21 protein-coding genes and 2 pseudogenes are annotated in these 26,442 nt (G+C 58.9%); 12 read left to right on the top strand and 11 right to left on the bottom strand.

What is annotated here, in order from left to right:
* Positions 1-13: 13 nt before the first annotated feature.
* From ACYBHZ_RS14800 to ACYBHZ_RS14785, 4 genes are all read right to left on the bottom strand, one after another.
* Positions 14-931: a sugar ABC transporter substrate-binding protein gene (locus ACYBHZ_RS14800; RefSeq protein WP_460275054.1), complete on the bottom strand. Its 918-nt coding sequence runs from the start codon at positions 929-931 to the stop codon at positions 14-16.
* Between the two features lie 23 nt (positions 932-954).
* Positions 955-2,457: a xylulokinase gene (locus ACYBHZ_RS14795; RefSeq protein WP_460275053.1), complete on the bottom strand. Its 1,503-nt coding sequence runs from the start codon at positions 2,455-2,457 to the stop codon at positions 955-957.
* Positions 2,450-3,226 (bottom strand): tryptophan synthase subunit alpha, encoded by a 777-nt coding sequence (locus ACYBHZ_RS14790; protein WP_460275052.1) that lies wholly within the window; start codon positions 3,224-3,226, stop codon positions 2,450-2,452. The genes ACYBHZ_RS14795 and ACYBHZ_RS14790 overlap by 8 nt, the downstream gene beginning before the upstream one ends.
* A gap of 141 nt (positions 3,227-3,367) precedes the next feature.
* On the bottom strand, positions 3,368-4,327 hold the full coding sequence (locus ACYBHZ_RS14785; protein WP_460275051.1) for an AraC family transcriptional regulator: 960 nt from the start codon (positions 4,325-4,327) through the stop codon (positions 3,368-3,370).
* 514 nt (positions 4,328-4,841) lie between these two features.
* Here ACYBHZ_RS14785 and ACYBHZ_RS14780 point away from each other — a divergent pair.
* The 4 genes from ACYBHZ_RS14780 (at position 4,842) to ACYBHZ_RS14765 (ending at position 8,900) form a co-directional block, all read left to right on the top strand.
* On the top strand, positions 4,842-5,822 hold the full coding sequence (locus ACYBHZ_RS14780) for a substrate-binding domain-containing protein (protein WP_460275050.1): 981 nt from the start codon (positions 4,842-4,844) through the stop codon (positions 5,820-5,822).
* A gap of 80 nt (positions 5,823-5,902) precedes the next feature.
* Positions 5,903-7,399 (top strand): sugar ABC transporter ATP-binding protein, encoded by a 1,497-nt coding sequence (locus tag ACYBHZ_RS14775; protein WP_460275049.1) that lies wholly within the window; start codon positions 5,903-5,905, stop codon positions 7,397-7,399.
* Positions 7,392-8,372, top strand: coding sequence for an ABC transporter permease (locus ACYBHZ_RS14770; RefSeq protein ID WP_460275048.1), 981 nt, complete (start codon positions 7,392-7,394; stop codon positions 8,370-8,372). The genes ACYBHZ_RS14775 and ACYBHZ_RS14770 overlap by 8 nt, the downstream gene beginning before the upstream one ends.
* A 39-nt stretch (positions 8,373-8,411) precedes the next feature.
* Positions 8,412-8,900: a VOC family protein gene (locus ACYBHZ_RS14765; protein ID WP_066604082.1), complete on the top strand. Its 489-nt coding sequence runs from the start codon at positions 8,412-8,414 to the stop codon at positions 8,898-8,900.
* 67 nt (positions 8,901-8,967) lie between these two features.
* On the opposite strand, the gene ACYBHZ_RS14760 is transcribed toward ACYBHZ_RS14765, so the two are convergent.
* The 4 genes from ACYBHZ_RS14760 to ACYBHZ_RS14745 all read right to left on the bottom strand — a co-directional run bounded on the left by ACYBHZ_RS14760 (position 8,968) and on the right by ACYBHZ_RS14745 (position 13,249).
* Positions 8,968-10,017, bottom strand: a complete 1,050-nt coding sequence (locus ACYBHZ_RS14760; RefSeq protein WP_460275047.1) for an ABC transporter ATP-binding protein — start codon at positions 10,015-10,017, stop codon at positions 8,968-8,970.
* Between the two features lie 40 nt (positions 10,018-10,057).
* Entirely contained in the window at positions 10,058-10,888 is an 831-nt protein-coding gene (locus ACYBHZ_RS14755; RefSeq protein WP_460275046.1) for a carbohydrate ABC transporter permease, read from the bottom strand.
* Positions 10,885-11,805: a carbohydrate ABC transporter permease gene (locus ACYBHZ_RS14750; RefSeq protein ID WP_460275045.1), complete on the bottom strand. Its 921-nt coding sequence runs from the start codon at positions 11,803-11,805 to the stop codon at positions 10,885-10,887. Before ACYBHZ_RS14750 ends, ACYBHZ_RS14755 begins: the two co-directional genes overlap by 4 nt.
* Before the next feature lie 94 nt (positions 11,806-11,899).
* Positions 11,900-13,249, bottom strand: a complete 1,350-nt coding sequence (locus ACYBHZ_RS14745; RefSeq protein WP_460275044.1) for an ABC transporter substrate-binding protein — start codon at positions 13,247-13,249, stop codon at positions 11,900-11,902.
* A gap of 126 nt (positions 13,250-13,375) precedes the next feature.
* Here ACYBHZ_RS14745 and ACYBHZ_RS14740 point away from each other — a divergent pair, with 126 nt between their 5' ends.
* Genes ACYBHZ_RS14740 through ACYBHZ_RS14730 form a run of 3 tightly spaced genes read left to right on the top strand, consistent with a single transcriptional unit; the run spans position 13,376 to position 17,338 of the window.
* Positions 13,376-14,419 carry a 2-hydroxyacid dehydrogenase gene (locus ACYBHZ_RS14740; protein WP_460275043.1) on the top strand — a complete coding sequence of 348 codons (1,044 nt, stop codon included), beginning with the start codon at positions 13,376-13,378 and terminating at the stop codon, positions 14,417-14,419.
* 53 nt (positions 14,420-14,472) lie between these two features.
* The gene (locus ACYBHZ_RS14735; protein ID WP_460275042.1) at positions 14,473-16,044 is read left to right on the top strand and encodes an FGGY family carbohydrate kinase; all 1,572 of its coding nucleotides are present in this window, start codon (positions 14,473-14,475) and stop codon (positions 16,042-16,044) included.
* A 22-nt stretch (positions 16,045-16,066) separates the two neighbouring features.
* Positions 16,067-17,338 carry a class II aldolase/adducin family protein gene (locus tag ACYBHZ_RS14730; RefSeq protein WP_460275041.1) on the top strand — a complete coding sequence of 424 codons (1,272 nt, stop codon included), beginning with the start codon at positions 16,067-16,069 and terminating at the stop codon, positions 17,336-17,338.
* A gap of 9 nt (positions 17,339-17,347) precedes the next feature.
* Here the strand turns inward: ACYBHZ_RS14730 and ACYBHZ_RS14725 are convergent, their stop codons facing one another.
* Together ACYBHZ_RS14725 and ACYBHZ_RS14720 are read right to left on the bottom strand one after the other, a co-directional pair.
* On the bottom strand, positions 17,348-18,304 hold the full coding sequence (locus ACYBHZ_RS14725; protein WP_417263481.1) for a sugar-binding transcriptional regulator: 957 nt from the start codon (positions 18,302-18,304) through the stop codon (positions 17,348-17,350).
* A gap of 184 nt (positions 18,305-18,488) precedes the next feature.
* A pseudogene (locus ACYBHZ_RS14720) lies at positions 18,489-18,605 on the bottom strand (IS6 family transposase); the annotation flags it as partial.
* 258 nt (positions 18,606-18,863) lie between these two features.
* On the opposite strand from ACYBHZ_RS14720, the gene ACYBHZ_RS14715 reads away from it, so the two are divergent.
* From ACYBHZ_RS14715 to ACYBHZ_RS14695, 5 genes and pseudogenes are all read left to right on the top strand, one after another.
* Positions 18,864-19,400 (top strand): hypothetical protein, encoded by a 537-nt coding sequence (locus tag ACYBHZ_RS14715; protein WP_460275040.1) that lies wholly within the window; start codon positions 18,864-18,866, stop codon positions 19,398-19,400.
* Between the two features lie 328 nt (positions 19,401-19,728).
* Entirely contained in the window at positions 19,729-20,238 is a 510-nt protein-coding gene (locus ACYBHZ_RS14710) for an RNA polymerase sigma factor (RefSeq protein ID WP_460275039.1), read from the top strand.
* A 77-nt stretch (positions 20,239-20,315) separates the two neighbouring features.
* Entirely contained in the window at positions 20,316-21,302 is a 987-nt protein-coding gene (locus ACYBHZ_RS14705; protein ID WP_460275038.1) for a FecR family protein, read from the top strand.
* 177 nt (positions 21,303-21,479) lie between these two features.
* Positions 21,480-24,020: a TonB-dependent receptor gene (locus ACYBHZ_RS14700; protein WP_460275037.1), complete on the top strand. Its 2,541-nt coding sequence runs from the start codon at positions 21,480-21,482 to the stop codon at positions 24,018-24,020.
* A 98-nt stretch (positions 24,021-24,118) separates the two neighbouring features.
* Positions 24,119-24,919, top strand: a pseudogene (locus ACYBHZ_RS14695) (IS6 family transposase).
* Between the two features lie 113 nt (positions 24,920-25,032).
* On the opposite strand, the gene ACYBHZ_RS14690 reads toward ACYBHZ_RS14695, so the two are convergent.
* Entirely contained in the window at positions 25,033-26,403 is a 1,371-nt protein-coding gene (locus tag ACYBHZ_RS14690; RefSeq protein WP_460275036.1) for a glutamate--cysteine ligase, read from the bottom strand.
* Positions 26,404-26,442: the final 39 nt, after the last annotated feature.

The following is a 26,442-nucleotide window of genomic DNA, read 5'->3' as shown; positions in this document are numbered from 1 at the left end:
GGCTCCGTGTGTGTCATTCGCAGCTGACCCCAAGGCTGTCTGCGGTGATCGGCACGGCCGGAACAAAAATCTCGTCACTGTCCGGGCTTTCACCGTTCAGGATCTTTTCAAGCTGCTCCACACCGATCTTGGCCATGCCCGGAAAATCCTGGCGCAGTGTCAAAGCATAGTGCGTGCAGGACGCGATCATATCGACGGCCTGTTCATTGCCATCGATCCCCATGATGATTGCATCCGAGTCCGGCGCTTCGGATTCGAACGCCAGTTCCGCACCAATGCCCGGATCATCAAAGGCCGCCCAGACACCGTCGATCTCATCGCCATATTGGCGCAGGATGTTTTCCATGGCCACGCGCCCGTCATCGACCGGCCCCGGCACCTGCACGAAATGCTCCGCAATCACGTTGATATCGGGGTAGTTTTCCAAAGTCGCATCCAGCCCGAGTTCCCGCTGGTGCACGCCGGGGTGGGCGGAGTGAAAGAATTTGACGATATTGCCCTTGCCGCTCAGCGCAGTGAACAGCGCCTCGGACAATTGCACCCCCAGATCGAAATTGTTCGAGGTGACATTGACCGCCACATTTTCTGCCTTTACCCCGTCCAGAGACACCACTGGGATGCCAGCCTCCGCCGCCATGGCGACCTGATCGGCCACCAGTTCGGCCGAGGTGGACACCAGCACGATCGCATCGGCGCCCGCGTTCACAGTATCTTCCATCCGGGATGCAAGCTGGGCAAAATCGTTGCGAGTGTCGATCACGGTCACGTCCCAGCCGAGGGCTTCGCCCTCAGCTTTGAATGCCTGCACCATGTCGTTGGTCGGAATGGAGCTCATATAGGGCGTCACGACGTTCACATCCGTGGCCAGAGCCGGCAGACTGGTGCTCGCCAAAAGCGTCAGCGCAGTCAAAGACAGTTTCAGGTTGGTCATCACAAGTATCCTCATCTGTTGCGTTAGGACGGCATCTTTTCGCGATGCTCTTTGCTGTTAAAAAGGGCAATAGGTTCAAGCGCCTCCATGGCGCGCAGATAGGCGTCGAACATCGCATCATAGCGCGGCTTCTGCGCCGGGTCAGGTTCGAACACGGCTTCGACATGGGTCATCTTGGGTACCGCGCTTTTGATGTCGGGGAAGGCTCCCAGGCCGACCGCCGCCATGATTGCCGCCCCAAGACAGCCGACGTCCCCATATTCGAAACGATGCAGCGGAATGCCTAGCGCATCTGCGCGAATCTGGCTCCACAGATCCGAGCGTGCGCCACCTCCGCCATAGAGCAGATACTCAGGACGGCAGCCTGCGGCCTCGGTCAGCGCCTCAAAGAGATGACGGGCCGACATGGCGACCCCTTCCAGCACGGCAAGCGCGAACTCCGGCCCCGCCGTGCGGCTATCCAAACCGATGAAAGAGCCGCGAATGATCGAATTCCAGATCGGCGCGCGTTCGCCCTCAAGTTGCGGCAGGAACAGGACATTGCTATTGGCGCGGTCTACCTGCCGGGCCATCTCAACCAGCTCTGCCGGCGATTTCCCGACCGTTTCCCCCCACCAACGCAGGCTGTCCGCCCCGCTTTGCGTGGGACCTGCGTTCACCACTAGATCATCGACGGTAGCAAAGGTCACGATCCCCGGCGCCCCGATGCGCGCAGCCCCGACCACCGCCAGAATTTCACTGGTGCCGCTGACATACATGCCCTGCCCCGGCGCAAAGACGCCACAGCCGAACAGATTGCCCCAAGCGTCCATCGTGCCCGTCACCACGGGGACCGACCGGCCACTGCGGCCCAATGGCATCTTGCCGACAACATCCGTGAAAAAGCGCAGGACAGGCAGGCGCTCTGCCGCGCCCGGTATCAACTGCAACAGCGGCTCGATATAAGCCAGATCCAGCCCCACCTGACCAAAGGCGGAAATCGGATCGGTGACCGCCTGCCCGGTGAGTTTGAACAGGCAATAATCCTTCGGTGATAACACATAGCGCGTGCGCGCCCAGAGGTCGGGATGGTTGTCCGCCATCCATTGCATCTTGGCCATCACATGGCTGGCCCCGATGGGCATATCCGCCCCCCACCAGGCCAGTTTATCTTCGGCTGAAATACGCGCGTTCAGAGCATCCGCCTGAGGGGCTGCGCGTACATCCTGCCAGGTGATGGCGGGAAACAGCGGCGCACCCTCGGCATCCACGAAAACCTCGGTGTTGACCTGACTGCACATGCCCACGGCAGCGACACGCGCCGGATCCCGCCCCTTGAGCAAGGCGTCAATCGCATCATACACCCCATTCAGCCAATGTTGCGGGTCCTGTTCGACCAGCCCCGGCCCGGGGCGTTGTGTGGGATAGCTGCGGCTCCAGTGATCCACCACGGTGCCATCCACTCCAAAGAGACCCGCCTTGACGGCAGTGGAGCCAATGTCAAAGCCAATCACCCATGTCTCTTCTGCACATGACTCTTCAGGCATCGAGACCTCCTCGCAAATCTTTCAACAGCGCAGCCAGGTCGCGCGCGCCTTGCAGTGTCGCGCGCAGCACTTGTGAGCCAACAATGATGCCATCCGCCCCAAGTGCCCGCGCAGCCTTGGCCTGCGTGCCATTTGAAATTCCAAAGCCCAACAGGATCGGCGCACTGACACCCCCGGCGCGCAGGTAATCAATGCGCCCCCGGTTGTCGGGATCAAGCGACCTTCGCGGGCCCGTCAACCCAGCGCCCGCCTGCAGCATGACATAGAAGGACGACGCGCGGCCCGCCGTCAGAGCCGCGTCATCCAAAGGCAGGCCAATGAATTCGGAAGGAGCCACACCGGCGGCAACGGCCTGCGCCCGCAAGCTCTGAGCCAGAGGATCGCCCGGCTGCGCGACGATCAGGCAACTGTCCAGTCCCTGCCAGAACCCGGGCGCCTCATGAGCCGGGTGATCGGCATCCGCGTAACACATCAATAGGGCTTTCGGCGCATTGCGATGGCGGGCCAGACGTTCCAGAACCGCCTCCAGATCCCTCTGCGAGCGCGCCCGGTCGGCCCGTGCCATCGAAGCACGTACATCGGCGCCATCCATGAACGGATACGAGGAGGCCAGCCCAATCTCCAGCACATCGACCCCCTGCTCCGCATAGACGTCGATCATCTCTACCGGCACCTCTGGATCGCCGAGCGGGAAGTAGCAGCTCAACAGTGCGTTGCCATCTTGACGTTTCAGGGGGCTGTCCACAAAGGACGCAGGGGAGGCGCGCATTGTATTCCTTTCTGTGTCCGCAACAATCGGACATAGCTGTGCGATGGCTCATACAGACCGAGGCCTTCATGTTCCGGTCAAGGCGTCCTGCGCTGCGCGCGCGACATTTCTGCAGGATGCGGATAAAACGCCGATGCGGCGTTACGATTTTAGGCCAATGGCCTGCCGGCGGTCTTCGAGTGGTCTCAGACCGAAGCTCTTTTTATACTGCGCTGAAAAGCGCCCCTGATGCGCCATGCCTACGCGCCGGGCCACATCGGAAAGCGACAGATCGCCTGCACGGACAAGCACGCGGGCGTGCTCCATGCGAATCCGCATCAGGACCTCATAGGGGGGCTTCTGGTAATAGCGCTGGAACCCATCATAAAGCGTGCGCTCAGACACGCCGATGTCACCGGCAATGTCTGCCACGGACAGCGGGACCGCAAAGCGATCCTGCATAATGTCGATTGCCTGGCGCACATGGTACGGCGTCGCATGCAAGCGCTGCGGCACGGGTGATCCGTCCCGAAAATAGGGCAGATTGGCCACCAGAAGCGACACAACAGCGTCAATCTGTTTCTGAAAGCTGTCTGTGAGTTGTGCGTCAAACGTGTCGGAGGTCGTCGCCAGCCGCTGCATGGCCTGCAACAGGGTGCGCCCATGTTCTGACCGCAGATCGATCACCGGATCGAAAACGATATCGCCGGCGACTCGGCGACGGGCCCGCTGTTCAAAGGCGGCCTCAATCGCGGCCCGGCTGATTTGCAACATCCATTGATAGGTGTCCTGGCGCCAGCGCGATCGGAACCGTTGCCCGGGCGACAGACACAATGCATGTCCCGGCGCAGACCGGGCCTGCTGCTGACCGATTTCAATATCGACACCACCGCGCAACGGCATTTCGAACATATAGAAATCTTCGAGCCCCTTGGCCTGCACTTCGATTTCGGCCCCATAACTGAGCGTGTTGAAGGCGTTCGCTCCCAAGGCCGCGGCAGAATGGGCAAACCGCACGGCACGGGTGCCGCAAGGCACCAACTGGTGGCGGCAGAATGATTGCGTAAGATGCGCTTGGGCGTCTTCGAAACGCCTGCTGGTAAAAGTTAGAATGCCCGCCATGGCTCCCCATTGTCGACAGGTATACAGCACAGATCGTGCTCCTGCGTAACGCAATTATGACGTGGCGCGGGCGTGTTGCAAGCTTGACGTGATGCACGCCTTGGTCACTCCGGCGGGCTTATCAGAATATGCGCAATGCAAAGCGATAATGTCACCCATGAGCAAAGCAGTATCCGTGTTGATCAAGCGTAGGATTCTGCCCCCTCCGGCATCAGACCCCTACATGGGCAATTCTCAGTGAAAATTATGGGGGTGACTGAGCCCCTTTTTGTCGAAAGCCGTCACCTTTGAAACCGATAGGCGGAGTGATTGGAGGTGTGGCGAAGAATGTTTCTTGACAGCTGATATTATATAAATAACATTTATGAAATAAATAACATCCAAGACTCGCGCTGGGGAGAGGAGCCCCGGCGAGAGGCGCGCATATCCGGCGCGGGATTGGAGTTGGTTTCTCTGGAGGAGAGGGGCCTGAAACTGAGCATGCGTGGAGGCATGCTCTCAATGGGAGGAAACTATGAGAAAACTTATGCGCGGTCTTTCGGCCGCAGCCTGTGGTATTGTGTTTGGCACAACGTTGGGCGCAACAAGCGTATCGGCTCAGGACGCAGTTCCTGAGATCAAGGACGAATATCGCTTTGTGATGATCCCGATCTTGGCGCAGGCGTGGTTCGACATCGTTCACGACGCTGCGGCGGACACCGCGGAGCAGTTGAGTGCCCAGCTCGGCACCAAGATCACCATCGATTACCAAGCCCCGGCGCAGGCCGATCTGGTCGAACAAAACACGCTTTTGGAGCGCGCCATCGCGACCAAACCCGACGGCATCGCCATCGATGCCATCGATGTGAATGCCAGTATGCCGATCCTCAACGAAGCCCGTGATCGCGGCATCCCGGTCGTGCTTTTTGTCTCGACCGCGCCGCAGGGCTCGCAATTCACCTATATCTCCAATGATTTCTACGATCAGGGGCGGATTTTGGGCGAAGAACTTTTGAAGCGCATCGACAACAAGGGCAAGATCGCGATCCTGCACGGGGTGCCGACCAACTCCGCCCATGCGGACCGTTACAAGGCGCTGATGGACCTGTTCGCGCAATACCCGGATGTCGAGATCGTCGACGAGGGCTTTGATTATGACGATGTGCAAAAGGCCCAGACCGAAGCCTCGCGCATGTTGGCGGCCAATGCCGATCTCGATGCCATCGCCGTGGTGGATGCCGCCGGTCCCGTTGGTGTGGGGCTCGCGCTGCGCGAAGCGGGGCGTGTCGGCGAGGTGCAATTCGTCGGCATCGACGATGTGCCGCAGCTTCAAGAACTGATGCGTGACGGGGTGCTCGATCTGTCCATTGCCACCCGCCCGCGCATGATCGGCGAATGGTCCACGGTGGCGCTGATGCTTCAGAACATGGGCGTGGAAACGCCGTCCTGGATCGACACAGGTATCGGCTACATGACGCCTGACATGGTGGCCGAAGGCAATATCGACGGCTTCTAAGATCCGGTTTCAGAACATCGACCGGGCGCATCCCTGCGATGCCCCGGTCTCCTTCTCAGGCCAATCTCAGGGAGATCGATATGAGTCTTTTGGAAGCCCGTGGCATCACCAAGCGCTTTCCCGGTGTGATCGCGCTGGATGCGGTGGATTTGCGGTTCGAACGCGGCGAAGTGCATTGCATCGTCGGCGAAAATGGCGCGGGGAAAAGCACGCTGGTCAAGGTGCTGACTGGCATCTACCGTCCCGATGAGGGCGATTTGCACCACGATGGCGAGGCACCTCCGGCGATCGGTTATGTGCCGCAGGAGTTGAACCTCTTCGACCATATGACAGTCGCGGAAAACATGTTCCTGCCGCTGGAAAATGGCGCGCTGTTCCGGCGCAAGGCGCTTGAAGAGGCGGCGCGGCCCTTTCTCGATGATTTGAAAATGACCTGTGCGCCGGAGGATCTGGTGCGCGACATTTCGGTGGCTGAAAAGCAGCTTTTGCAAATCGCCCGCGCGCTGGCGAGCCGCCGATCCGACATTCTCATCCTCGACGAACCCACTGCCTCTCTGACCGCGACCGAGATTGAACGGCTCTTTGCGATTGTCGAAGAGTTGCAGGCCCGCGGCACCGCGATTGTCTTTATCACCCATCGGCTCGACGAGGTGATGCGGCTGCATTCCGTGGTCTCCGTTCTGCGCAACGGCTGTGTGGTCGGCAATTCCGATGGCGAGGAGGTTTCAGAGGCCTGGATCGTCTCCAAGATGACCGGCAAGGAGATGGACCTGAGCACGCTCTACCGTCCGCGCACCCCGCGTGGCGCCCCAGTGTTCCGGGTCGAGGGGCTGTCTGGCGATGGCTTCGAAGAGGTTTCTTTCGATCTTCACGCGGGTGAGGTTCTGGGGTTTGCCGGGCTGGTGGGCGCCGGGCGTTCCGAAGTGCTGCAAACGCTCTTCGGGATGCGCAAACCGACGGCGGGGCAAGCGTGGTTCGACGGTGAGCCATGGGTGTTCAACAAACCGGCCCGCGCGATTTCCAAAGGGGTGATGTATCTCTCTGAGGAGCGCAAGGCGCATGGGATTTTCCCGCATATGTCGGTGCGCCAGAACGTCGGCGCAGGTCTGTTGCGGGACGTGGCGCGGCTGGGTGTGGTGTCCAATGCACGCGAGGCAGAGGCCGCAGCCAAGATCATCGGCGACTATCGGGTCAAAACCGCCTCATCCGAGACCAAGATCATGAACCTCAGCGGCGGCAATCAGCAAAAGGTGCTGATCGGGCGGGGCCTTATGGCCAACCCGCGGGTGATGATTTTCGACGAACCGACGCGCGGCATCGACGTCAACGCCAAGGACGAAATCTACCGCCTGATGCAACAGTTCGCCGAGGACCAACAGATCGCCGTGGTGCTGATCTCCTCGGAGATCGAAGAGCTGTTGAAATGCAGCAACCGGGTTCTGAGCCTCTATGACGGGCGGATCAATGCGGAGATCGCGGGCAAGGAGCTGAGCGAAGAACGCTTGCTGTCCTCGATTATCAACACGGGCGGCGCCTCTGATGCGACGGCCGCAAACAGGGAGGATGCCCATGTCTGACGGGCTGGTGAACATGACGCAGAGACGAGGTTTCAATCTGAAAGGCGGCGGCCAGATCGTCGGGGTTTTGATCGCTTTTGTGGTGATCTGTTTGGTTGCGTCTCTTGTCGCGCCGCAATTCCTGACAAGCTACAACATGACGATCATTTCCCGCGATCTCGCCTTTATCGGCATCGTGGCCATCGCGCAGGGCCTGTTGCTTTTGCTCGGTGACATTGACGTCTCCATCGGGGCCATCGCGGGGCTGTGTGGCATTGTCTGCACCAAGCTTTTGGTCGATGCGCAGCTCGATCCGGCGCTCGCCATTTCGGCGGGGTTGGCGGTCGGGGCCATTGCCGGCGCAGTGAATGGCACGATCATCACCATGTTCAACCTGAACTCACTGGTGGTGACCATCGGCATGCTCAGTGTCTATTCGGGTCTCAATCTCTGGATCACCAAGGGCCGCACCATCGTGGGGCTGCCGAAAGAGGTGACGGTTCTGGGCGGTGGCACGCTCATGGGGGTGCCGGTGCCGGTCTATATCATGGCGGGCGTGTTTCTCGTGATCCTGTTCCTGACCACGAAAACGGTCTACGGGCGCCGCCTTTATGCCGTGGGCAACAGTCGCGAGGCCGCCAAGATCATCGGCATCCACGAACAACGTGTCCGCATCACCGCCTATGCCGTGGCGGGCGCATTGGCCGGGCTGGCGGGGATGCTGTTGTGCTTTCGCCTTGTGTCGGCGCAGGCCTCGATGGGGCAATCCTGGCTTTTGCCGTCGATTGCCGCGCCTGTCATCGGCGGGATCGCCACCACGGGCGGCATCGGCACGATCTGGGGCGCTCTTCTGGGCGCGGCCATCATCGCGGTGATCGGCAATGTGATCGTGCTGGGCGGTGTCGACGTCTACCTGCAACAGGTGGTTACGGGTGCGATCGTGGTGATCGCCGTCGCTCTCGATGCCATCACACGCAAAATGGGCCGGAGCTGATCCCCCGCCCGCAGATTCATTCCAAAGGAGGAGATAGGAATGTCCGAGGAAACCAAAATCACTCAGATCGGTGTCGTCGTGCGCGATCTGGATGCGACGATGAAAATGTATCACCAGCTTCTGGGCTGGGGGCCGTGGAATGTTTACGAACATACTGCTCCCGTGCTGCATGACACCCATCTGCACGGCAAGCCTGCCACCTATTCGATGCTCTGCGCCGAGGTGATGGTGGGCGACATGTGTTACGAGCTGATCCAGCCGCTTGAGGGCGACTCGATTTACAAGGAATGGCTCGAAGAACATGGCGAGGGCCTGCACCACGTCGCCGTGATGAAACACGGTCAGGATGCGGCCGATCAGTTCAAGAAGGACATGGATGCGGCGGGTGCAAAGATGCTCATGGGCGGGCGCATCGGCGAGACCATCGAGTTCTATTACCTCGACAGCGAGCCGCAACTAAAGGTGATCCTTGAATCTGGCACTGGCCACGCCATCGACCTGAAGCCGATCCGCACATACCCTGAGTGAACGATCCCGGTCCCAAGACAAAGCCCCCGCATTGCGGGGGCTTTTTTAGGTCTCGCTTTGTGGCGCTTTAGGCCGCGATGCGCTGATCGTCCTTGTCAAAGACCATGATATGTTCGGGCCGAATGCCAAGCGCGAGGGTCGCAGGGCGCTCTGTGTCGCTACCTTGCCGGATCACTTCGATCTCACCGTCGCCAAGAGTGGCGAAATAGCTCGTCGAGGTGCCAACGACCTGTTGAGTGGTGACATCGAGTGTCAGCCGGTTGGCCTCGGAGGTGCCATCGAGGAAATGTTCAGGTCGGATGCCGAGGGTGACCGCGCCTGTCGCGGCGGTGGCGCTGGTCAGAACCGTGCCGTCGCTCAGTGTCATCTGATGCCCGTCGGCCCGCGCGGTGACAAAACTCATCTGCGGCGAGCCGATGAACCCCGCGACAAAGCGGGTTCTCGGCGCGGTGTAAAGCTCGGCCGGGCTGCCGACCTGTTCGATCCGCCCGTCCTTCATCACCACGATACGGTCCCCCATGGTCATTGCCTCGACCTGATCGTGGGTCACGTAGATCGAGGTCACGCCGATCCGCTGTTGCAGGGCGCGGATTTCCTTGCGCATCTGGACGCGGAGCTGGGCGTCGAGGTTCGACAGCGGTTCGTCGAACAGGAAAGCGTTGGAATGTTTGACCATGGCGCGGCCCATGGCCACCCTTTGACGTTGCCCGCCTGACAAGGCGCGCGGGCGGCGGTCGAGATAGGGGGTGATGGCCAGAATGTCGGCAGCCCATTTCACCCGCTTTTCGATCTCCTCTGCGGAGGTCTTGCGCACCTTGAGGCCGAAGGCGAGATTTTGCGCCACCGTCAGATGCGGGTAGAGCGCATAGTTTTGAAACACCATCGACAGATCGCGTTCTTGCGGCGGCAGGTGGCCGACCGGCGTGCCGTCGAACAGAATATCGCCGCCCGAGATCGGGTTCAGCCCGGCCACACAGCGCAGCAGGGTCGACTTGCCACAGCCTGAGGGGCCGACGAGCACGATGAATTCGCCATCGTCGATCTCAAGGTTCAGCCCGTGAAGTGCCTTCACCTTACCGTAGTGTTTTTCGAGGTTCTGGATGTTGATTGAGACCATGGGTTCTCCTCCCAAGAATGGTGGCGTCGCAGGGCGCGCGCTATTTGATGCTGCCCTGTGTCAGGCCGCCGACGAGATGTTTCTGAAACAAGAATGCGATGAGGTAGATCGGCACCATGCCGGTGAAGGAGGCCGCCGCCATCTGTCCGAAATTCACCAGTCGCTCACCCTGAAAGAGCGACATGCCGACCGTGATCGTGCGGCTCGCTTCGCTGAATGTCAGGGCCGAAGCAAAAAGAAACTCGTTGTAAGACAGGATGATACAGATCAGCGCGGTGGCCAGAATGCCGGGAAAAATCAGCGGCAGGATCACCGCGAAGAGCGTGTGCCAATAGCCCGCGCCGTCGATCCAGGCGGCTTCGTCGATCTCTGCCGGGATGTCGCTGACAAAACTCTTGAGCAACCAAAAAGCGACGGGCAGGTTCATCAGCCCGTGAACCAGCGCAAGGCCCGGAATGCTGTCCATCAGCTGTGCGGTTTGCAACAGATAGAACAGCGGGATCAGCGCGATGATCGGGGGCGCGGCATAAGAGGCCAGCGTGATGTTGGGGACGGTCCTGCGAAAGGCCCCGAGTTTGATCGTGGCATAGGTTGCGGGCACCGCGATCACCAGCGTGATCGCCCCGCTCAAAAGCGCCACAGCGACCGAGTTCCAAATCATGCGCAGCACCGGGACATGCGCGAAGGCATTGGGGTAATTCTTGAGCGTCGCGGCCTCTGGCAGGAGCCGACCTTGCAACACATCGTCGGGCGTTTTGAACGAGGTCGAGAACAGGTAGACGATGGGCAGCGCGAAAAAGATCAGCATCGCGGCCAGAAAGCCGAACCGGATCAGGCGATCCGTGCGGGTGTCCTGAACAGAGGCGGTCATCGACGTTTCTCCAGATGATTGTGCAGCAAAACGATGGGCAGGGTGACGACAGAAACGGTGATCGCGAACATCAGCGTCTGGGCCGCGGCGAGGCCGACATCGAATTCCCGCAGGGCGGTTTTCCAAATCTCGAACGTGGCGATGTTGGTGGCATTGCCGGGGCCGCCGAAAGTGAGCGTATAGACCAGATCAAAGGTCTTGAGTGCCATGATCACCCGCAGCAGGTAGACGGAGAGCAGCGCAGGCGCGATCATCGGCAGGGTGACGGTCCAGAAAATCCGTTTCGGATAGGCGCCATCGAGGGCGGCGGCCTCTTCGACGTCATGCGGCACGCCTTGCAGGATCGCAAAGCACAGGATCACGATCAGCGGTGTCCATTGCCATGTGTCCGCCAGCATGATCGCTGGAAAGGCGAGGTCATGGTTGCCGAAAAACGAAATCGGGTCGTCGATCAGCCCGGTACGTAGCAAGATGCCGTTCAGCCAGCCGCCTGACGGGTTGAGGATCAGCTTCCACGCGATCCCGACCATCACCGGCGGTGTCATCAGCGGCAAAAGCACGATGGTCCGAAGCCACCGCCCGCCACGCACGATCTTGCTCAGGATCACCGCAAGGTAGAGCCCAAGCGCCAGTTGCACCAAGGATACGATCAGCGCAAACAGGATGGCATGGCCCACGGAGCCCGAAAAATTCGTGCCGCTCAGCGCCCAATCGAAATTTTCGAGGCCCACAAAGCCCTGAAATTGTTGACCGAGATCGGAGCGGGAAAAGGCCAGAAGCACGAGGTACACCAAAGGGTAGCCCGCGAAAATCGCAAGCCCGGCCATCAAGGGCAGGGTCATGCTCCATTCCGCACGCTTGCGCTGGTTTGCGCCGCGATCTGATCCGAAAGAAGCTGCCGGTGGCGTCGCCATCATGGGGCCTCCTCTGTGTTGTCATTCATGAAATTACACCCCTTGGGCGCGGCATCCGCGATGCGCGTCCAAGAGGCAGGTCCTGTCCGCAGGGGGCTTAACGCAGCAGGCGTTCCCAGCTTTTCTGTGCCAGCTCCATCGCCTCTTCGGGCGTGCTTTCGCCGGAGATCATGATGGCGAGCTGCTCGGACAGGCTTTCGAGCATGCGCGGCGCTTGCGGTCCGGTGGGCCAGGCCATCGCCCCATTGAGCGAGGCGCTCGCGGCCCGTTGGCTTCGGGCGTTGAAGGCCTCGTACTCCGGGCTGGTCAGAGCGGAGATGCGGGTCGGATCGATGCCGGAGCCGGTGGTGGTCAGCAAATCGAGATGCATCTTCGCCGAGGAGGCCAGTTTGATGAACTCCCAGGCAAGATCTTTTTTGCTGCCATAGGCCGCGATGCCAAGCGCCCATCCCGCGTTGAGCGGCGCGCGGCTTTCGGTCTGGCTGCCACCGACCGGCAATTGCACCACGTCCCATTTTCCGGCGATCTTCGAGGTCTCATTGTCTTCGGAATAGGCGCCGAGGTCGATCCAGCCTTCGGTCATTGCGGCGCGTCCGCCAACAAAGGCGGTGAGCGCCTGATCAAAGCCGGTTTCCGCTGGTGTTGGCAGAGCCGAGGGCACCGTGGCGACAAGGTTCTGGGCCGCCATGAGTGCGGCGTCGCTGTCGAGCGCCGGACGCCCGTCGGCATCGAGGAACTCGCCGCCATAGTTGGCGAGACGGTTGGCAAAGACGGAAATGTTCTGAAGCGGCGCGCGAATGCCCATCAAGGCCATGCCATAGATGCCATTGGCGCTTTCGGCTTTGGTGATGGCCTCAGATGTGGTGATGACCTCATCCCATGTTTTCGGAGGCGTCAGACCGTTTCGCTCGAAAATCTCGGTGTTGTAGAACAGCGCATGGGTATCGCCATCGAAGGGCAGGGCGTAACGACGGTCATTATAGAGGCTGTAGGGATCGTAGACGGTCGCGATGAAATCTTCCGGCATGATTTCGTCCGCGTCGGCTTCGATCCGGTCGGTGATGTCCTCAAGAACACCGGTTTCGACCAGCGAGCCTTTCGAGATGTACCAATAATCGAAGGCGTCGAATCGTTTCGCGCCGGATTGCAGGTCGAGGGTGAGTTGCTGCTGAATCTGGTCGAGCGGTACGGGGACGATTTCCACTTTCACGCCGGTTTCCGCCTCGAAAGCTGCGGCGACGATTCGGGCACCGCCTACCTGAGGCTGGGACATCAGCACGGTGATGGTCTCGCCCGCCTGCGCATAAGCCCGCGCTGATAGCACGCCACTGCCCAAAGCGGCGCCGACCGCCATTCCCATACCACCGCCCAAAACCTGGCGCCGCGACAGCGCGGTCCCCGTGCTTTGCGGTTTGGTCCGATTATTCGTCTGAGTTTTGCTGTTCATATTTTCCTCCCTTTGGGCTGGGCCCTGTTTCCTCCCGGACCGGCAGCCGCATAAATAACCTTGACATGAAATTAATATCAGTCAAGTTATTTATAACATATGTAAGACATGGAATGGGAGGACGACATGGAGAAACTCAAGATTGCCGCCATCGGTGATCAATTCATCACCTCGGCGGTTTTTGAGGCTGCGGTGCGTGATGCGGTTGGCGCGGAATGCGACGTGGTCACGCGCGATTTGCAATGGCCGGAGGTGCCGTTCTTTGCGCATGACGGACCGGCAGGAACGGAAATCAAGGAATACAGTGGCAACCCCAAGGATCTCGAAGCCATGCTGGCGGAGGCAGAGGTTCTGGTGACGCATTTGGCGCCTGTGACCGCAGCGCTTTTGGAAAAAGCGCCGCGCTTGAAATTCATCGGTGTGTCACGCGGTGGGCCGACCAATATCAACATGGAGGCGGCCCGCAACCGCAATGTGACCGTGTGCAATGTCCCCGGTCGCAACGCCTCCGCCGTGGCGGAGTTTACCGTCGGGGCGATCCTCGCCAATGTGCGCCGCATCACCGTGGGCCATGCCGGGCTGTCTCAAGGCATCTGGCGCGGCGATCTCTACCGTTACGACCGCACCGGCGACGAGTTGTCGGATCTGACCGTCGGGCTTTTGGGGTACAGCCATATCGGACAGCGGGTGGTGCGTCTGCTCAAACCCTTCGGCTGCCGGATCTTGATCTGCGATCCCTATGCGAAACTGACCGTGCAGGATGCCATTGACGGCGTCGAGCAGGTCGAAATCGACGATCTGATTGCGCAATCCGATATTCTGAGCCTGCATGCGCGGGTGACGCCAGAGACGACGGGTATCATCTCGGAGGAGCGGATCGCGAAGATGAAAAAAGGCGCGGTTCTGGTGAACTCGGCGCGGGGTGAATTGGTCGATCAACCGGCGCTTTGCGAGGCTTTGGTTAGCGGGCAACTCGGTGGTGCGGCGCTTGATACTTTCGAGGTGGAGCCGCCTAAAAACGACGATGAATTGTTGCGATTGCCCAATGTCACCCTGACCCCTCATATTGCCGGTGCATCGCGCCGTGTGGCGACATTCGCCGCCGAGCAGATCGCAGAAGATCTGGCGCGCTTTCTGAAAGGGGAAAAACTCAGAAACCCATGTAACTGAGGCAGAATGCGAGACATTGCGAGATGGTGCGGGGAGGCATCGTCAGGGAGGATATGATGAAGACAGCCTATGTGATGGCGGTCGATGCCGGCACTGGCAGCGGGCGCGCGATTATTTACAACACGCGAGGTGAGATTGTCGGAAGTGCCCAGGAAGAATGGGGGCATCCGGCGGTGGAGGGTATCCCCGGTGGTCTGGATTTCACAACCGGGCCAAATGGCGAACTGATTGACCGGGTGATTGCTCGATCCATCGTCGCCGCTGAAATCTCCGCCGAGGAGATCGCCGCCGTGTCAACGACCTCGATGCGTGAGGGGATCGTGCTTTACGACGATGCGGGCGAGGTGCTTTGGGCCTGTCCGAATGTCGACGGGCGCGCGCAGGTTCAGGCCGAGGCGCTGACCGAGGCGGGCATCTCGGATGAGATTTACCGTCGTGGCGGAGATTGGGTGTCGATCACGGCGCCTGCGCGGTTGCATTGGCTGCGTGACAATCGTCCCGATGTGTTCGCGCGTGTGCATCGCCTCGGGATGATTTCCGACTGGATGGCGACCCGGCTGACCGGCACCTATGTCACCGAACCGACAGCGGGCTCGTCGAGTGCACTTTTCGATCTTGCGGCGCGGGGCTGGTCGAAAGAGTTGCTCGCTCTGATTGGACTGTCGGAAGAAACCGTGCCGACGGTGGTCGAAGCCGGGACGAAAATCGGCGAAGTCACACCAGAGGCCGCGGCACGCTGCGGTTTGGCCGAAGGTACGCCGGTGGCGGCGGGCGGCGGCGATACCCAGCTCGCGCTCTTGGGGCTTGGCCGTCGGGCCGGGCAGGCCACGCTCGTTGGTGGAAGTTTCTGGCAGATGACGATCCTGTCGGATCAGCCGCTGGTCGATCCGGCTTTCGGGCCGCGCACGCTGTGCCACGCGCGTCCGGAAGAATGGATGGTCGAAGGGATCGGTTTTCTGAGCGGCTTTGCGCTGCGCTGGGTTCGGGACGCGTTTTTTGAGCCTTTGATAAAGCTTTCTGGCGGCGAGGTTGACGCCTTCGATCTGATCGAAAAGTTGGCGCAAGACACGCCTGCGGGCTCTGCTGGGGCGATTGCCGCCACGGCCTGTCCGATGCAGTCGGATGCGTGGAAACAGCCGCCGCTGAGTTTTCTGGGCCTCGATCTGAACGCGCCGGGACTGGCGCTTGGACAGGTGGCGCGCTCTGTCATGGAGGCGGGGGCCTTCCTGGCCAATCACCACCTTGAGACGCTCGAAGCTCTATCGGGGCAGCGCTATGACACGCTGCAATTCACGGGTGGATCGAGTCAGGGCAGGCTTTGGCCGCAGATCATTGCGGATGTGACGGGTCGGGACATTGAGATCCCAGTGGTCAAGGAAACCACCGCGCTGGGGTGCGCCATGTTGGCGGCTGTGGGGGCGGGACTGTTTGCGACGCTGGACGAGGCGGTCGCGGCAATGGCCAGCCCGATCGAACGCCGCGTGGTGCCCGATCCGGACAACATGGCGCTCTATGCGCCGTTGAAAGCGCGTTGGTCTGAGGTGACTGACGGCCTGCGCGATCTTGGTGAGGCCTCCGGGTTGGAGCCGATCTGGCGTCCGGCGGGGGCGCGTGTGAAACGGTAATTATGGAAAAGGACATGTGATTATGAAGTCTCTTTGGGACGAAGCGGAAGCGGAGCGTTTGCGTCGCGCGGCGGGGGATGACCCGGCGGAACAGGATCTTGCGATGCGGGTCTACACGTCGCAGCTGATCGGACAGGAGCCGGATCTGGTGCTGCATGGTGGGGGCAACACCTCGGTCAAAACCCGGCGGCGCGACGAGAGCGGCGCGGAGCACGATGTCATCCATGTGAAGGGTTCCGGCTGGGATTTGGCGACCATCGAGGGGCCGGGTTTGCCCGCGATGTGGCTCGATCCGCTATTGGAGGCCCGCAAGACGGCGACGATGTCGGACGAAGAGATGGTCGCTTTCCTGCGCCGCGAGATGTTGGACCAAAGCGGGCCGAACCCGTCGGTGGAGGCGTTGCTGCACGCATTTTTGCCGGCGAAATTCGTCGACCACACCCATTCCTGTGCGGCGCTGGCCATTGCCAATCAACCGGACGCCGCCGAGCGCGCCCGCGAGATTTTCGGCGATGAGCTGAGCATCGTGCCCTATGTCATGCCCGGTTTCAAACTCTCGCACGCGGCGGATCAAATCCATGTCCAAGAGGGCGCGGGAACGTCGGGGCAGTTTCTGGTGAACCACGGCCTGTTCTCCTTTGGCGACGATGCCCGCACCTCTTACGAGCGCATTCTGCGCTATACGACGATGTGCGAAGAGTATCTTGCCGCGAAAGGCGCGGCTTTGTTGCCTGAAGAGGTCGGCACGAAGGCGCAGGACCCGGAGGCGCATCCCTCGGTTGCGGCGCTGCGGGATGCTTTGAAAGAATGGGGATTTTTTGCAGACAATCTGGCGCTCGATTTGCGTCTCAGCGATGCGAATGACCGTTTTCTGGCGCTGGAGGGATTGGCGGAGATCACCGGGCGCGGCACCGCGACGCCGGATCACGTCATCCGCATCAAGCCCCGTCCGGTCATCGGCGAGGCGACATTCGGCGTCGAAGACTGGCGCGCGGCGATCAAAGATTTTGCGGCATGGTACGAGGCCTATTTCAACCGCAATGCGCCCCATGCCGACGAGCCGAAAACCATGCTCGATCCGTTGCCGCGTGTGGCGCTGATCCGGGGGCTTGGGATTGTCGGCATCGGGCGGACGCCCAAAGAGGCCGGTGTGGCCGCCGATCTGGCCGAACAAACCGCGCGGATCGTTTTGGCCGCAGAAGGGATCGGGCGTTTCACGCCGCTCAACGAGCGTGATCTGTTCGACATGGAATATTGGTCTCTGGAGCAGGCCAAGCTTAAGCCGAAAGCCTAAAAGAGGCCGCTACTCGGCGTCCAGAATACGCTGGGCCACGCTATAGGATGAAATGAAGCCATTGAGCAGGCCCGAGCGCAGCGCCGCACGGGCCGCTTGCCATTTCTCGATCCCGGCGCAGACGGCGACGATTTCGCGGTCATGCATCAGGTCGCGCTCCATCCCCAACATGCGTTTTGCGATGCCGCTGTCGATAAAGGCGCCTGTATCGTCGATCAAATTGCCCGCAAGGTCGGCGGCCACGCCCTGGCGGATCATGTCGCCCTGTTCGGCATCGGTGATCAGACCGAAAGAACGAAAAAACGAGCCGGGGCCGACATGCCCGACGCCTATCATGATCATGGAGGCGTCGCGCAACCGATCAAAGGATTCCCGGATACTGCGTTGACGCAGGAACAGGTTGCGGTCCGCTTCGCTGTCGACGATCAAGGGTGCGGTAAAGGCGTACCCCTTGCCTTCGGTCTTGTCGATCAGGGCGTGAATGACTTCGAAAGGGTTGGCATCACTCAGGGCCGCAAAATCGCCAGTGACGGAAATGAACTCCGCTTTTTTGCGTTTGATCGCGGGCATGGCTTTGACAATCGCGGACATGGTGCGCCCTGACCCGATGCCGAGGATCATCTGATCCGTGTTTTCCAACCGGCCATGCAAGAACCGCGCCCCGGCGCTGGCGACGGCGGGCATCGAAATATCCATGGTCTGGAGTTCGTTCACATCCGGGACGATGGTACAGCTCGACAGACCGTAATCCTCGATCAGGCGGCTTTCGAGTTCCATGCAATTCGTCGGGACATTGTTTACGAAAATCTTGACCAGCCCCTGTTCATGGGCGGCTTGCACGAAGCGATGGACTTTCATCTTGCTCAGACCGCGACGCGTGGCGATTTGCGCCTGAGTCAGGCCGCCAACGTAATGCATCCATGCGATTTCACGTATCTGGTCTTGCGTGTCAGAGTTCGATCCCATGTGCTTTATGTCTTTATTCCGAAATATACTGTCAGGTGTCGCATATGATAGTCATGTGATGGTGCGTCGCAATAGCTGTCTATGATGTGCAGCTCTGGAGTGGCTATCAAGGCTGGGACCTGTCGTCTCAGGTTCTGCCGCAAATATTCCCGTTGGTTAAGTGCAGGCCTTTGGCCAAGCACGCTTATCCCGCGAGTGCCGCGAACTGCTGAAATGCGTTCTTGCCTGCGACAGGGAGTTGTCCCTTGCGGATCATGTGGGCGGTCTCGATCCCGGCCAACGGCGCTTCGGCGTTCCAGAACTTTGCGGAGTTGGTAGCATAATCATGTCCGCTGGAAGCCTGTTTGCAGTCATCAGAAAAATTTGCGACAGAGCCCTCCTACGAGCCCGAATTTGACCTTGTTCTGCAACATTTCTCCTTTCTCAATAAGCGGGAAAAAGCGGTGCTGCGAGAAACGCTCTGCAAGTTTGTTGATTACTCCTTGAAGCCGTTCTGCGCCGAGATCACAAGGCTTTCTTTTTACTTGAGGACTATCTGGATCGCCGTGAGTTTCACCACGTGCTGGTGGCGGCAATCAAGCAAGCCGACAACGAGAGCATCGACCGTGACACAAACCCCAAATTCCGCTGGCAGCCGAAATACTCGGACCTGCATGTCGCCAGGCGTTTCATCGAGTTCGCGAGTTTGTGCTCATGGAATACCGCTTACAGCCCGTTCATTATGGCGGATATCTGGATCAATGGCCAAGACACCGGGGAAGCTCTCCCCTTTTTCCGAATGTCGACGGACCGCCTGAATATGTTTGGCAAGTATCTCCGCGCGGAGGAGAATTTCGGAGCCGCGCTGCGGGAGAACGGACGGCCCGCTGGCACCGTTCCCGCCCTTGAATTGCACGGTATCCTCAACAGGCACATCCCGATGATCAAAAGGGACATGTTTGAGGACGTTTCACCGCGAGACTGGCCCGCCTTTAACGCTGAGGTTCAGTTTGTAAACGGTGAAGATATCCGAGTACGGAAAGAACCTCTCAGTTACTTTCCGCTGGGGAGTAAAATTGCGTGGGCGGGCATGCCAGAGGTGCGGGTGTTGCTTTGAGCGTTCGGCCTTTAACCTGAGACAACAGATAAAGGCGGGGCGCGTGCTGCGCTGAGAGATTTAACAGCGTTCGTCCCAAAACTATGTTTCAGATCTTTGCTCTAACTCTTCGGAGCTCAAAGAGCATCAAATGAATCCACATAAGCAACTCAGAAAACCTGCGCTTAAGAATTATCTTTTCTTATAAGACATATCTCATTAGGTTTTCCTCAGCCGCCTCTGGCACCACTTTTTACAAGTGATCGCCGAGATCAAGTCAGCCCGCCCTCCGAAGGCGCGTGACTGTCAGCCCATCAGACCAAATCGTTGTATTGGCAGAGGATCAGTCATGGCTGCTTTTATTGATCGTTGGATAGCAGACCTGTTTCGAAACCATCATCGGGACATGCTGACGCGCGCAGCCCGGATCGTCGGGGACCGCGATGCCGGCGAAGATGTCGTCCAGACCACCTATGTCAAACTCATTGCCAGTGCGACGCTTGAGCGTGACATCGCCAATCCCCGAGCTTACGCCATCACCGCACTTCGACGGGCAGCCTTCGACTTTACGGCCAGACGCCATCGGGAATGGCTATATCGGATTGATCTGGATAGCATGGATGAACTGGCGGGGCCTGCTGACAGTGAAGCGCAGTATCAGATCCGTGAACAGGTCCTGCGGCTGGCCGTGTTGCTCAACGAGCTTCCGAGCAGTTGTGCGACGGCGTTTCTCTTGAACAAGATCGAGGGGATGACTCATCGAGAGATCGCAAAAAGCATGGGGATTTCAACGAGTATGGTCGAAAAACACATCATGCGCGCCTTGAAACATTGCAGAGATGTTCTGAAAGACAGTTAAAAATGCAATGCCCTGTTGAGGAACATCGCTACTGCCACGGTCTATAAGAATAAGAGACACAAACCGGAGCCCCTCTCATGCCGAAGCCAGGGTCAAACCTCAGCGCAGATGAAGAACTCTCAAATCAGGCTCTCTCATGGATCGTGCGCCTCAATTCCGGCGAGGCGACGTCTACGGATCGGCGCCAGTATCAGGATTGGTGCAATCTGAGTGTGGCACATACACAAGCGGCAGCCGAGGCGCAGGCGCTCTGGGGTATGGCCGGACATGTGCATCGCAACTCTGAGACGGGCCGGATCGAACCGGGACGGAAAACGCCGCGCGTGACACGGCGTCAGGTAATCGGAGGTCTTGCTGGCGCGGTTGCCATGGGGGCTAGTGCGCCCTGGGTGAACCGTCAAGCCACGCGCCTCTTGGCCGATGAAGTGACCGGAGTCGCGGAGCTCAGGACGCTGGAGATGCCAGATCATTCAAAGGTTATTCTCAATGCCAAATCGGCACTGGATACCGAGTTTTCTCAAGGTCTTCGCCAAGTTGTGTTGAAACAAGGTCAGGGATATTTCAAAAGCTCCGACACGACACAAACGGCAGGGTTCGATATTCTTGCAGGCCATTTGCAATTCGGCCTTGCGGTCGGTGGGGGGGCGGATGTGAACCTGAACTTGCTCAATGGCGACATGATCGTGACCGCCGACACAGCCCCCGTTCGTGTCATGGATCGCACGCAAGGATCTGTTCTTGAGATTGCCCCAGCCACGCAGGCCCGGTTTAGTGCAGAAGGAGCCCTGTTGTCAGAGACGACGCTCGACACCACAACCGCAAGCGCATGGCGCGAGGGGCTGTTAATCGCGGAAGATACCTCACTCGCCGATATCGTTGCCGGGCTGCGTCCCTGGCATCCGGGCTGGATCGTTTTCACCGATGAGGCCTACGCGCATATTCTCAAAGTCAACGGCGTTCTGGATTTGAATGACCCGGCAGGCGCTCTCTCTGCTCTGTCAGAAGGCCTACCGATCAAATTGCGCCATGCGGGTGATCTTGTGACAGTGATTTCCTTTACGTGATGCAAAGGCTTGTTTCACGAATAACAAAAACATTAAGAAACAATGGTTTAATATTTTAATTGAGTCTTTTTGTCAGTTTTATTGAGGACTCTCCCTTGTCTCGCGGTCTATACAGTTGAGGGATAGCAAATAGCCCAGCCACCCCTCGCAAGGACGCATCTTCAAGAGGGACATTTCATGACGGGCAGCAAGCCCCCGCAGCGGCTCCACCTATTACGCACAGCTCTGCTTTCAACGACCATTCTCGCGGCATTTGCGCCTGCCACAGGCCATGCCCAAAACGGCTCCGCCGAATATCAGCTTGCCATCCCGGCCCAGTCGCTTGGCAGTGCCCTGAATGCCTTTGCGCGGGAAACCGGCCTGCGCCTCGCCTATCCGGCGCATCTGGTGTCCGGCAAATCAAGCCCCGGGCTGAATGGCGACTATGACCGCAGCCAAGCGCTCAACATCCTGCTGTCCGGCACTGGGCTGATCTATCAGATCAGCGGCAACACGGTCACGATTCAGGATGTGCTTGGAGGCGACGCCACTGCCGAAAGCGGCGATGTGACCGTACTCGATACAATCGTTGTGGCCTCGGAGTTCAATCCGAACGCCTCCTCAGGTGCCGGATTTCAAGCCACGCCGGACTGGGTCTATGAGACGCCTGAAAGTGTGAGTGTGCTGAGCGGAGAGGCCATAGAAGCGACGCAACCCCGTGACTCCGGCGATCTGTTCACCGGTATGGCAGGCGTCAGTACCGCGGGCGCAACCCAAAATCCGGGCATCAGTGTCAATATTCGCGGACTTCAGGATCAAAACCGGGTCACTTCGACCATCGACGGGGCGCGGCAAAACTTCCAGCAGGGCGGGCACGGCTACACGTCGAATGTCTATATTGATCCTTCGCTCTTGCGCATGGTCGAGGTGGAAAAGAACGCGACGACGGGTGTCGGCTCTGGCGGGTCACATGGTGGTGTGGTCAATTACCGGACACTTGAGGCTGATGACATTCTCGATCCGGGGGAGACATATGGTGGCGAGATCGACCTGACAACGGGGTCCAACGCGTATGACTTCAACGGCTCAGCCTCCTTTGCCGCGCAATTGTCCGATACCGTCGATTTCGTTGCGGCCCTGAGCCATAAGTCTCTGGGGGCGTATGATGTCGGACAGAATGGCTCTGCCCCCTCAGACATCGAAGACTACTATGAGGAAAGTGATGGGCAGGCGGTGTTCACCGGCTCTGAAACGTGGTCCGGTCTGCTAAAAGCCGGATGGGACTTTGCCCCGGACCAGCGACTTACTTTTGGCTTTGTCGGATATGATACGGAGTTCACGACCAGTACCATCGCAGAAGGCTATGTCAACACCAACCATGTTCGCAACCTGACCGGCACGCTGACTTATGACTGGACCCCGGACGATCCCCTATTCGATCTTCAGGCCCGCCTTTGGTACAACCGGACCGAGAATGAACAATATCGGACTGAGCGGACCACCTATGGGGCTTTCGATGTCGACTACGCAATCGACAGCTATGGCGTGAGCCTCGAGAACACCAGCCGCTTCCAACTCTCTGCAGGCGATCTCGCGCTTCATTACGGGCTGGAAGCCTTCAAGGATACGACCGACACGGCCGTTGTGACCTATGATGAGGATGATGAGGGCAGCGATTCCTGGTACACCGGGCCAAACCCGAACGGCGACCGCTCGCTCTACAGTGCATTCCTGCGGGCGACCTATGAACAGCCGAACGGGTTCGAAGGCTGGATTGGCGGACGTTACGATTACTATGATCTCTCTGGAGAAACGGCTTACACGGCCTGCACCTCGCCGCGTGCGGACGGGCGCTGTGCAAGGCGAAACCAAGTTTACATGACAGCAGACGCGGAAAGCGACGGCGGTGCGTTTTCCCCGGAAATCGGTGCCGCGTGGACCTTTAAAAACGGTGTGCAAATGTTCGGAAAATATGCCGAAGGCTATCGTCCGCCAAGCCTTGCCGAAACGCTTCTTGGCGGTGGGCATATCGGGGACTTGCTTTACTATGCTCCCAACGCCGACCTCGAAGCCGAAACGTCACGCAGCTGGGAAATCGGCGCGAACCTGTCCTATGACAGTCTTTTCCGGGACGGGGATTCATTGCGGCTGAAGGCCGCATGGTTTGATCGAAGGGTCAATAATTTCATCGCTATGGGATCCGTGAACGGTACGCCCGATTATGACAGTGCTTATAAGACAAATTTCTATCAATATACCAACCTGTACGGCACGACCCATCTGAAGGGGTTGGAACTCGAAGGGAATTATGATGCCGGTCCTTATTACATCGGCGCATCCTTCACCCGTACGATGGGGGACTATCCTGACAGCTATAACAATGATCCGTGGGGCAACGGTACAGCAACAACGCACGAGATTTACTACATATTCGTGCCACCCGAATATAAAGTATCTCTCGATGCCGGACTGCGTCTCATGGACAACCGGCTGACACTTGGCTCCCGTGCGACACATGTCGTCCCCGGAGACCAACTGGGCTTGAACGGGATCAACGGCTATGAAGCGAACACCTATACCACTGTTGACCTCTATGGCTCCTACGCGTTGCGCGACAATGCCATGCTGCGCTTTGCGATCAACAACGTGACAGACAAAGCCTATGTCGATGCAATGAACTCCGCTGACTTCCTCGCTCCGGGCCGCACGGCCACGATTTCTCTGAAGATGGAGTTCTGACCCACCGCTTTGGCTCTGTCGCAATTTTTTTCGATCTTTCGTTTGTTGGCTGATTTTGCGACATGGTCCTCAAACAAGCAAGCAGCAGGGTGTATTGGATGTCGGTTGATTTCAAGGGAGCCCATTATCCGAAAAGCGTGATCCTGTACGCGGTGTATTTCTATGTGCGATATGGCGCTTCCTATCGCGACCTGGAAGAAATCATGGCTGAACGTGGGGCTGACGTTGACCATGCGACATTGAACCGGTGGGTGATCAAGTTCTCGCCCATGATCGCCGCGAATGCCCAAGCACGGAAGCGGCCGACCGCCATATCTTGGCGCATGGATGAAACCTACATCAAGGTTCAGGGACGGTGGACCTAAAGCGTTTCTACTTAAACCTGAATCAGGGTTTGAGCAGAAACGCGGAGCAACGTCCAAGCGGAGCGGGCGTTTCGACTTTATGTGATAGATCAAGTTAAAGTCGAAACGCTTTATTATTGCCGAGCCGTCTACAAGACAGGCAAAACCCTTGATTTCATGCTCTCTGAACGCCGCGACAAGGCTTCGGCGCGGCGGTTCTTCAAGCGGGCAATTGGCACCAATGGCGTGCCGGATCGGGTCGTAATTGACAAGAGCGGCGCCAATCTGGCGGGCCTGGAAAGCGTTAACATCATCCTGAAGTTCACGGGTTCTGGAAGCACGATTAAGATCCTCCAGGTCAAATACCTCAACAACATCGTGGAACAGGACCACCGTTTCATAAAACGTATCATGCGCCCCATGCTTGGCTTCAAGGCCTTCCATTCAGCCGACGCTACACTGGCTGGGATCGAAGTTGCGCACATGATCCGAAAGGGGCAACTCGACACCAACGAGCGCACCACATTCCAGCAGTTTGCAGGACTCGCAGCATAAATGTGTCAACAGAATGGCCGCCCTCAATCCTCAAAAAAGTTTGCGACAGAGCCGGAGTACCAACACAAAAGGGGCCGCAAGGGCCCCTTTTTCAATTCGAACGGTTCGAAAGCTTAGTAGGAATATTCGCCGAAGACTTTCGAGGCATCGCCATTCCAATCGCCGTTGAACCGGTCGATCAGCTCAGCCGCCGGAGACTGACCGCTCTCGATGCTGTCTTTCAACGCGCTGAGGAAGTGGGTCTCGTCCGGGATCATGCCGCCAGCGCCCTGACGGCCGCGCGCCTTGAGACCGGTTTCGGCGATCTCGACACATTGACGGGCCAGATCGATCATTTTGACGCCACCCACCTCGGCTTGAAGTGCATCAACAGAGGCCGCAACCCGCAATTCTTCGCGGAACTCGGGCGTCCAACCTTTGATCAGCTCAGAGGTCGCATCGAGCGCGTTTTGGTCGTACATCAGACCAACCCAAAAGGCCGGGAGCGCACAGAGACGACGCCACGGGCCACCGTCGGCGCCGCGCATTTCCATGTATTTCTTGATCCGGGCTTCCGGGAAAAGCGTCGTGAGGTGATCCGCCCAATCGGACATCGTCGGCTTTTCGCCCGGCATCGCCGGAAGCTCACCCTTGAGGAAGTCGCGGAAGGACTGGCCCAGCGCGTTGATATATTTGCCGTCGCGGTAGACGAAATACATCGGCACATCGAGCGCGTATTCGACGTAGCGCTCAAACCCCATGCCGTCTTCAAACACAAACGGCAGCATGCCGGTGCGCGACGGGTCGAGGTGACGCCAGATGTAGGAGCGCCATGATTTATGGCCGTTCAACGCACCCTCTTTGAAGGGAGAGTTGGCGAAGAGCGCGGTTGCAACCGGTTGCAGCGCCAGCGCGGTGCGGAATTTCTGCACCATGTCGGCCTCGGACGCGAAATCGAGGTTCACCTGCACAGTACAGGTGCGGCGCATCATCTGGGTGCCGGTGGTACCGACCTTGTCCATGTAGGCGTCCATGAGCTTGTAACGGCCCTTGGGCATCAAGGGCATATCCTCATGGGTCCACGTCGGCGCCATGCCCAGACCGATGAAGCGCGCGCCGATCTCATCGGCCACCGCATGCACTTCCTTGAGGTGTTCGTTCACCTCGTCGCAGGTCTGGTGAATATTGTCCAAAGGCGCGCCGGAGAGCTCAAGCTGCCCGCCCGGCTCCAGCGACACATTGGCGCCGTTCTGCTCCAATCCGATCAGATGCTCGCCCTCGAAAATCGGGTTCCAGCCGTAGCGGTCCTGCAGACCTTCGAGGATCGCCTTGATCGAGCGCTCGCCCATATAGGGCAAAGGCATCAGCTTATCTTTGCAATAGCCGAACTTCTCGTGCTCGGTGCCGATCTTCCATTGATCCTTCGGCTTGCAGCCCTCTTCGAAATATCCAACGAGGTCGTCATAGCTTTCGATCGGGCCGCCGCCGGATTGAGGAATTGACATTTAGGGATACTCCGAAGCTTTTCTTGGTTCGGTAGAGAT

It is taken from the genome of Celeribacter sp. ULVN23_4 (assembly GCF_054788345.1).
This window is presented reverse-complemented; position numbering and strand designations above follow the sequence as displayed.

Bases quoted from the DNA above. Each gene is read 5' to 3' on its own strand.
- ACYBHZ_RS14800 (WP_460275054.1), bottom strand. From the start codon at position 931: ATGACCAACCTGAAACTGTCTTTGACTGCGCTGACGCTTTTGGCGAGC.
- ACYBHZ_RS14795 (WP_460275053.1), bottom strand. From the start codon at position 2,457: ATGCCTGAAGAGTCATGTGCAGAAGAGACATGGGTGATTGGCTTTGAC.
- ACYBHZ_RS14790 (WP_460275052.1), bottom strand. From the start codon at position 3,226: ATGCGCGCCTCCCCTGCGTCCTTTGTGGACAGCCCCCTGAAACGTCAA.
- ACYBHZ_RS14785 (WP_460275051.1), bottom strand. From the start codon at position 4,327: ATGGCGGGCATTCTAACTTTTACCAGCAGGCGTTTCGAAGACGCCCAA.
- ACYBHZ_RS14780 (WP_460275050.1), top strand. From the start codon at position 4,842: ATGAGAAAACTTATGCGCGGTCTTTCGGCCGCAGCCTGTGGTATTGTG.
- ACYBHZ_RS14775 (WP_460275049.1), top strand. From the start codon at position 5,903: ATGAGTCTTTTGGAAGCCCGTGGCATCACCAAGCGCTTTCCCGGTGTG.
- ACYBHZ_RS14770 (WP_460275048.1), top strand. From the start codon at position 7,392: ATGTCTGACGGGCTGGTGAACATGACGCAGAGACGAGGTTTCAATCTG.
- ACYBHZ_RS14765 (WP_066604082.1), top strand. From the start codon at position 8,412: ATGTCCGAGGAAACCAAAATCACTCAGATCGGTGTCGTCGTGCGCGAT.
- ACYBHZ_RS14760 (WP_460275047.1), bottom strand. From the start codon at position 10,017: ATGGTCTCAATCAACATCCAGAACCTCGAAAAACACTACGGTAAGGTG.
- ACYBHZ_RS14755 (WP_460275046.1), bottom strand. From the start codon at position 10,888: ATGACCGCCTCTGTTCAGGACACCCGCACGGATCGCCTGATCCGGTTC.
- ACYBHZ_RS14750 (WP_460275045.1), bottom strand. From the start codon at position 11,805: ATGATGGCGACGCCACCGGCAGCTTCTTTCGGATCAGATCGCGGCGCA.
- ACYBHZ_RS14745 (WP_460275044.1), bottom strand. From the start codon at position 13,249: ATGAACAGCAAAACTCAGACGAATAATCGGACCAAACCGCAAAGCACG.
- ACYBHZ_RS14740 (WP_460275043.1), top strand. From the start codon at position 13,376: ATGGAGAAACTCAAGATTGCCGCCATCGGTGATCAATTCATCACCTCG.
- ACYBHZ_RS14735 (WP_460275042.1), top strand. From the start codon at position 14,473: ATGATGAAGACAGCCTATGTGATGGCGGTCGATGCCGGCACTGGCAGC.
- ACYBHZ_RS14730 (WP_460275041.1), top strand. From the start codon at position 16,067: ATGAAGTCTCTTTGGGACGAAGCGGAAGCGGAGCGTTTGCGTCGCGCG.
- ACYBHZ_RS14725 (WP_417263481.1), bottom strand. From the start codon at position 18,304: ATGGGATCGAACTCTGACACGCAAGACCAGATACGTGAAATCGCATGG.
- ACYBHZ_RS14710 (WP_460275039.1), top strand. From the start codon at position 19,729: ATGGCTGCTTTTATTGATCGTTGGATAGCAGACCTGTTTCGAAACCAT.
- ACYBHZ_RS14705 (WP_460275038.1), top strand. From the start codon at position 20,316: ATGCCGAAGCCAGGGTCAAACCTCAGCGCAGATGAAGAACTCTCAAAT.
- ACYBHZ_RS14700 (WP_460275037.1), top strand. From the start codon at position 21,480: ATGACGGGCAGCAAGCCCCCGCAGCGGCTCCACCTATTACGCACAGCT.
- ACYBHZ_RS14690 (WP_460275036.1), bottom strand. From the start codon at position 26,403: ATGTCAATTCCTCAATCCGGCGGCGGCCCGATCGAAAGCTATGACGAC.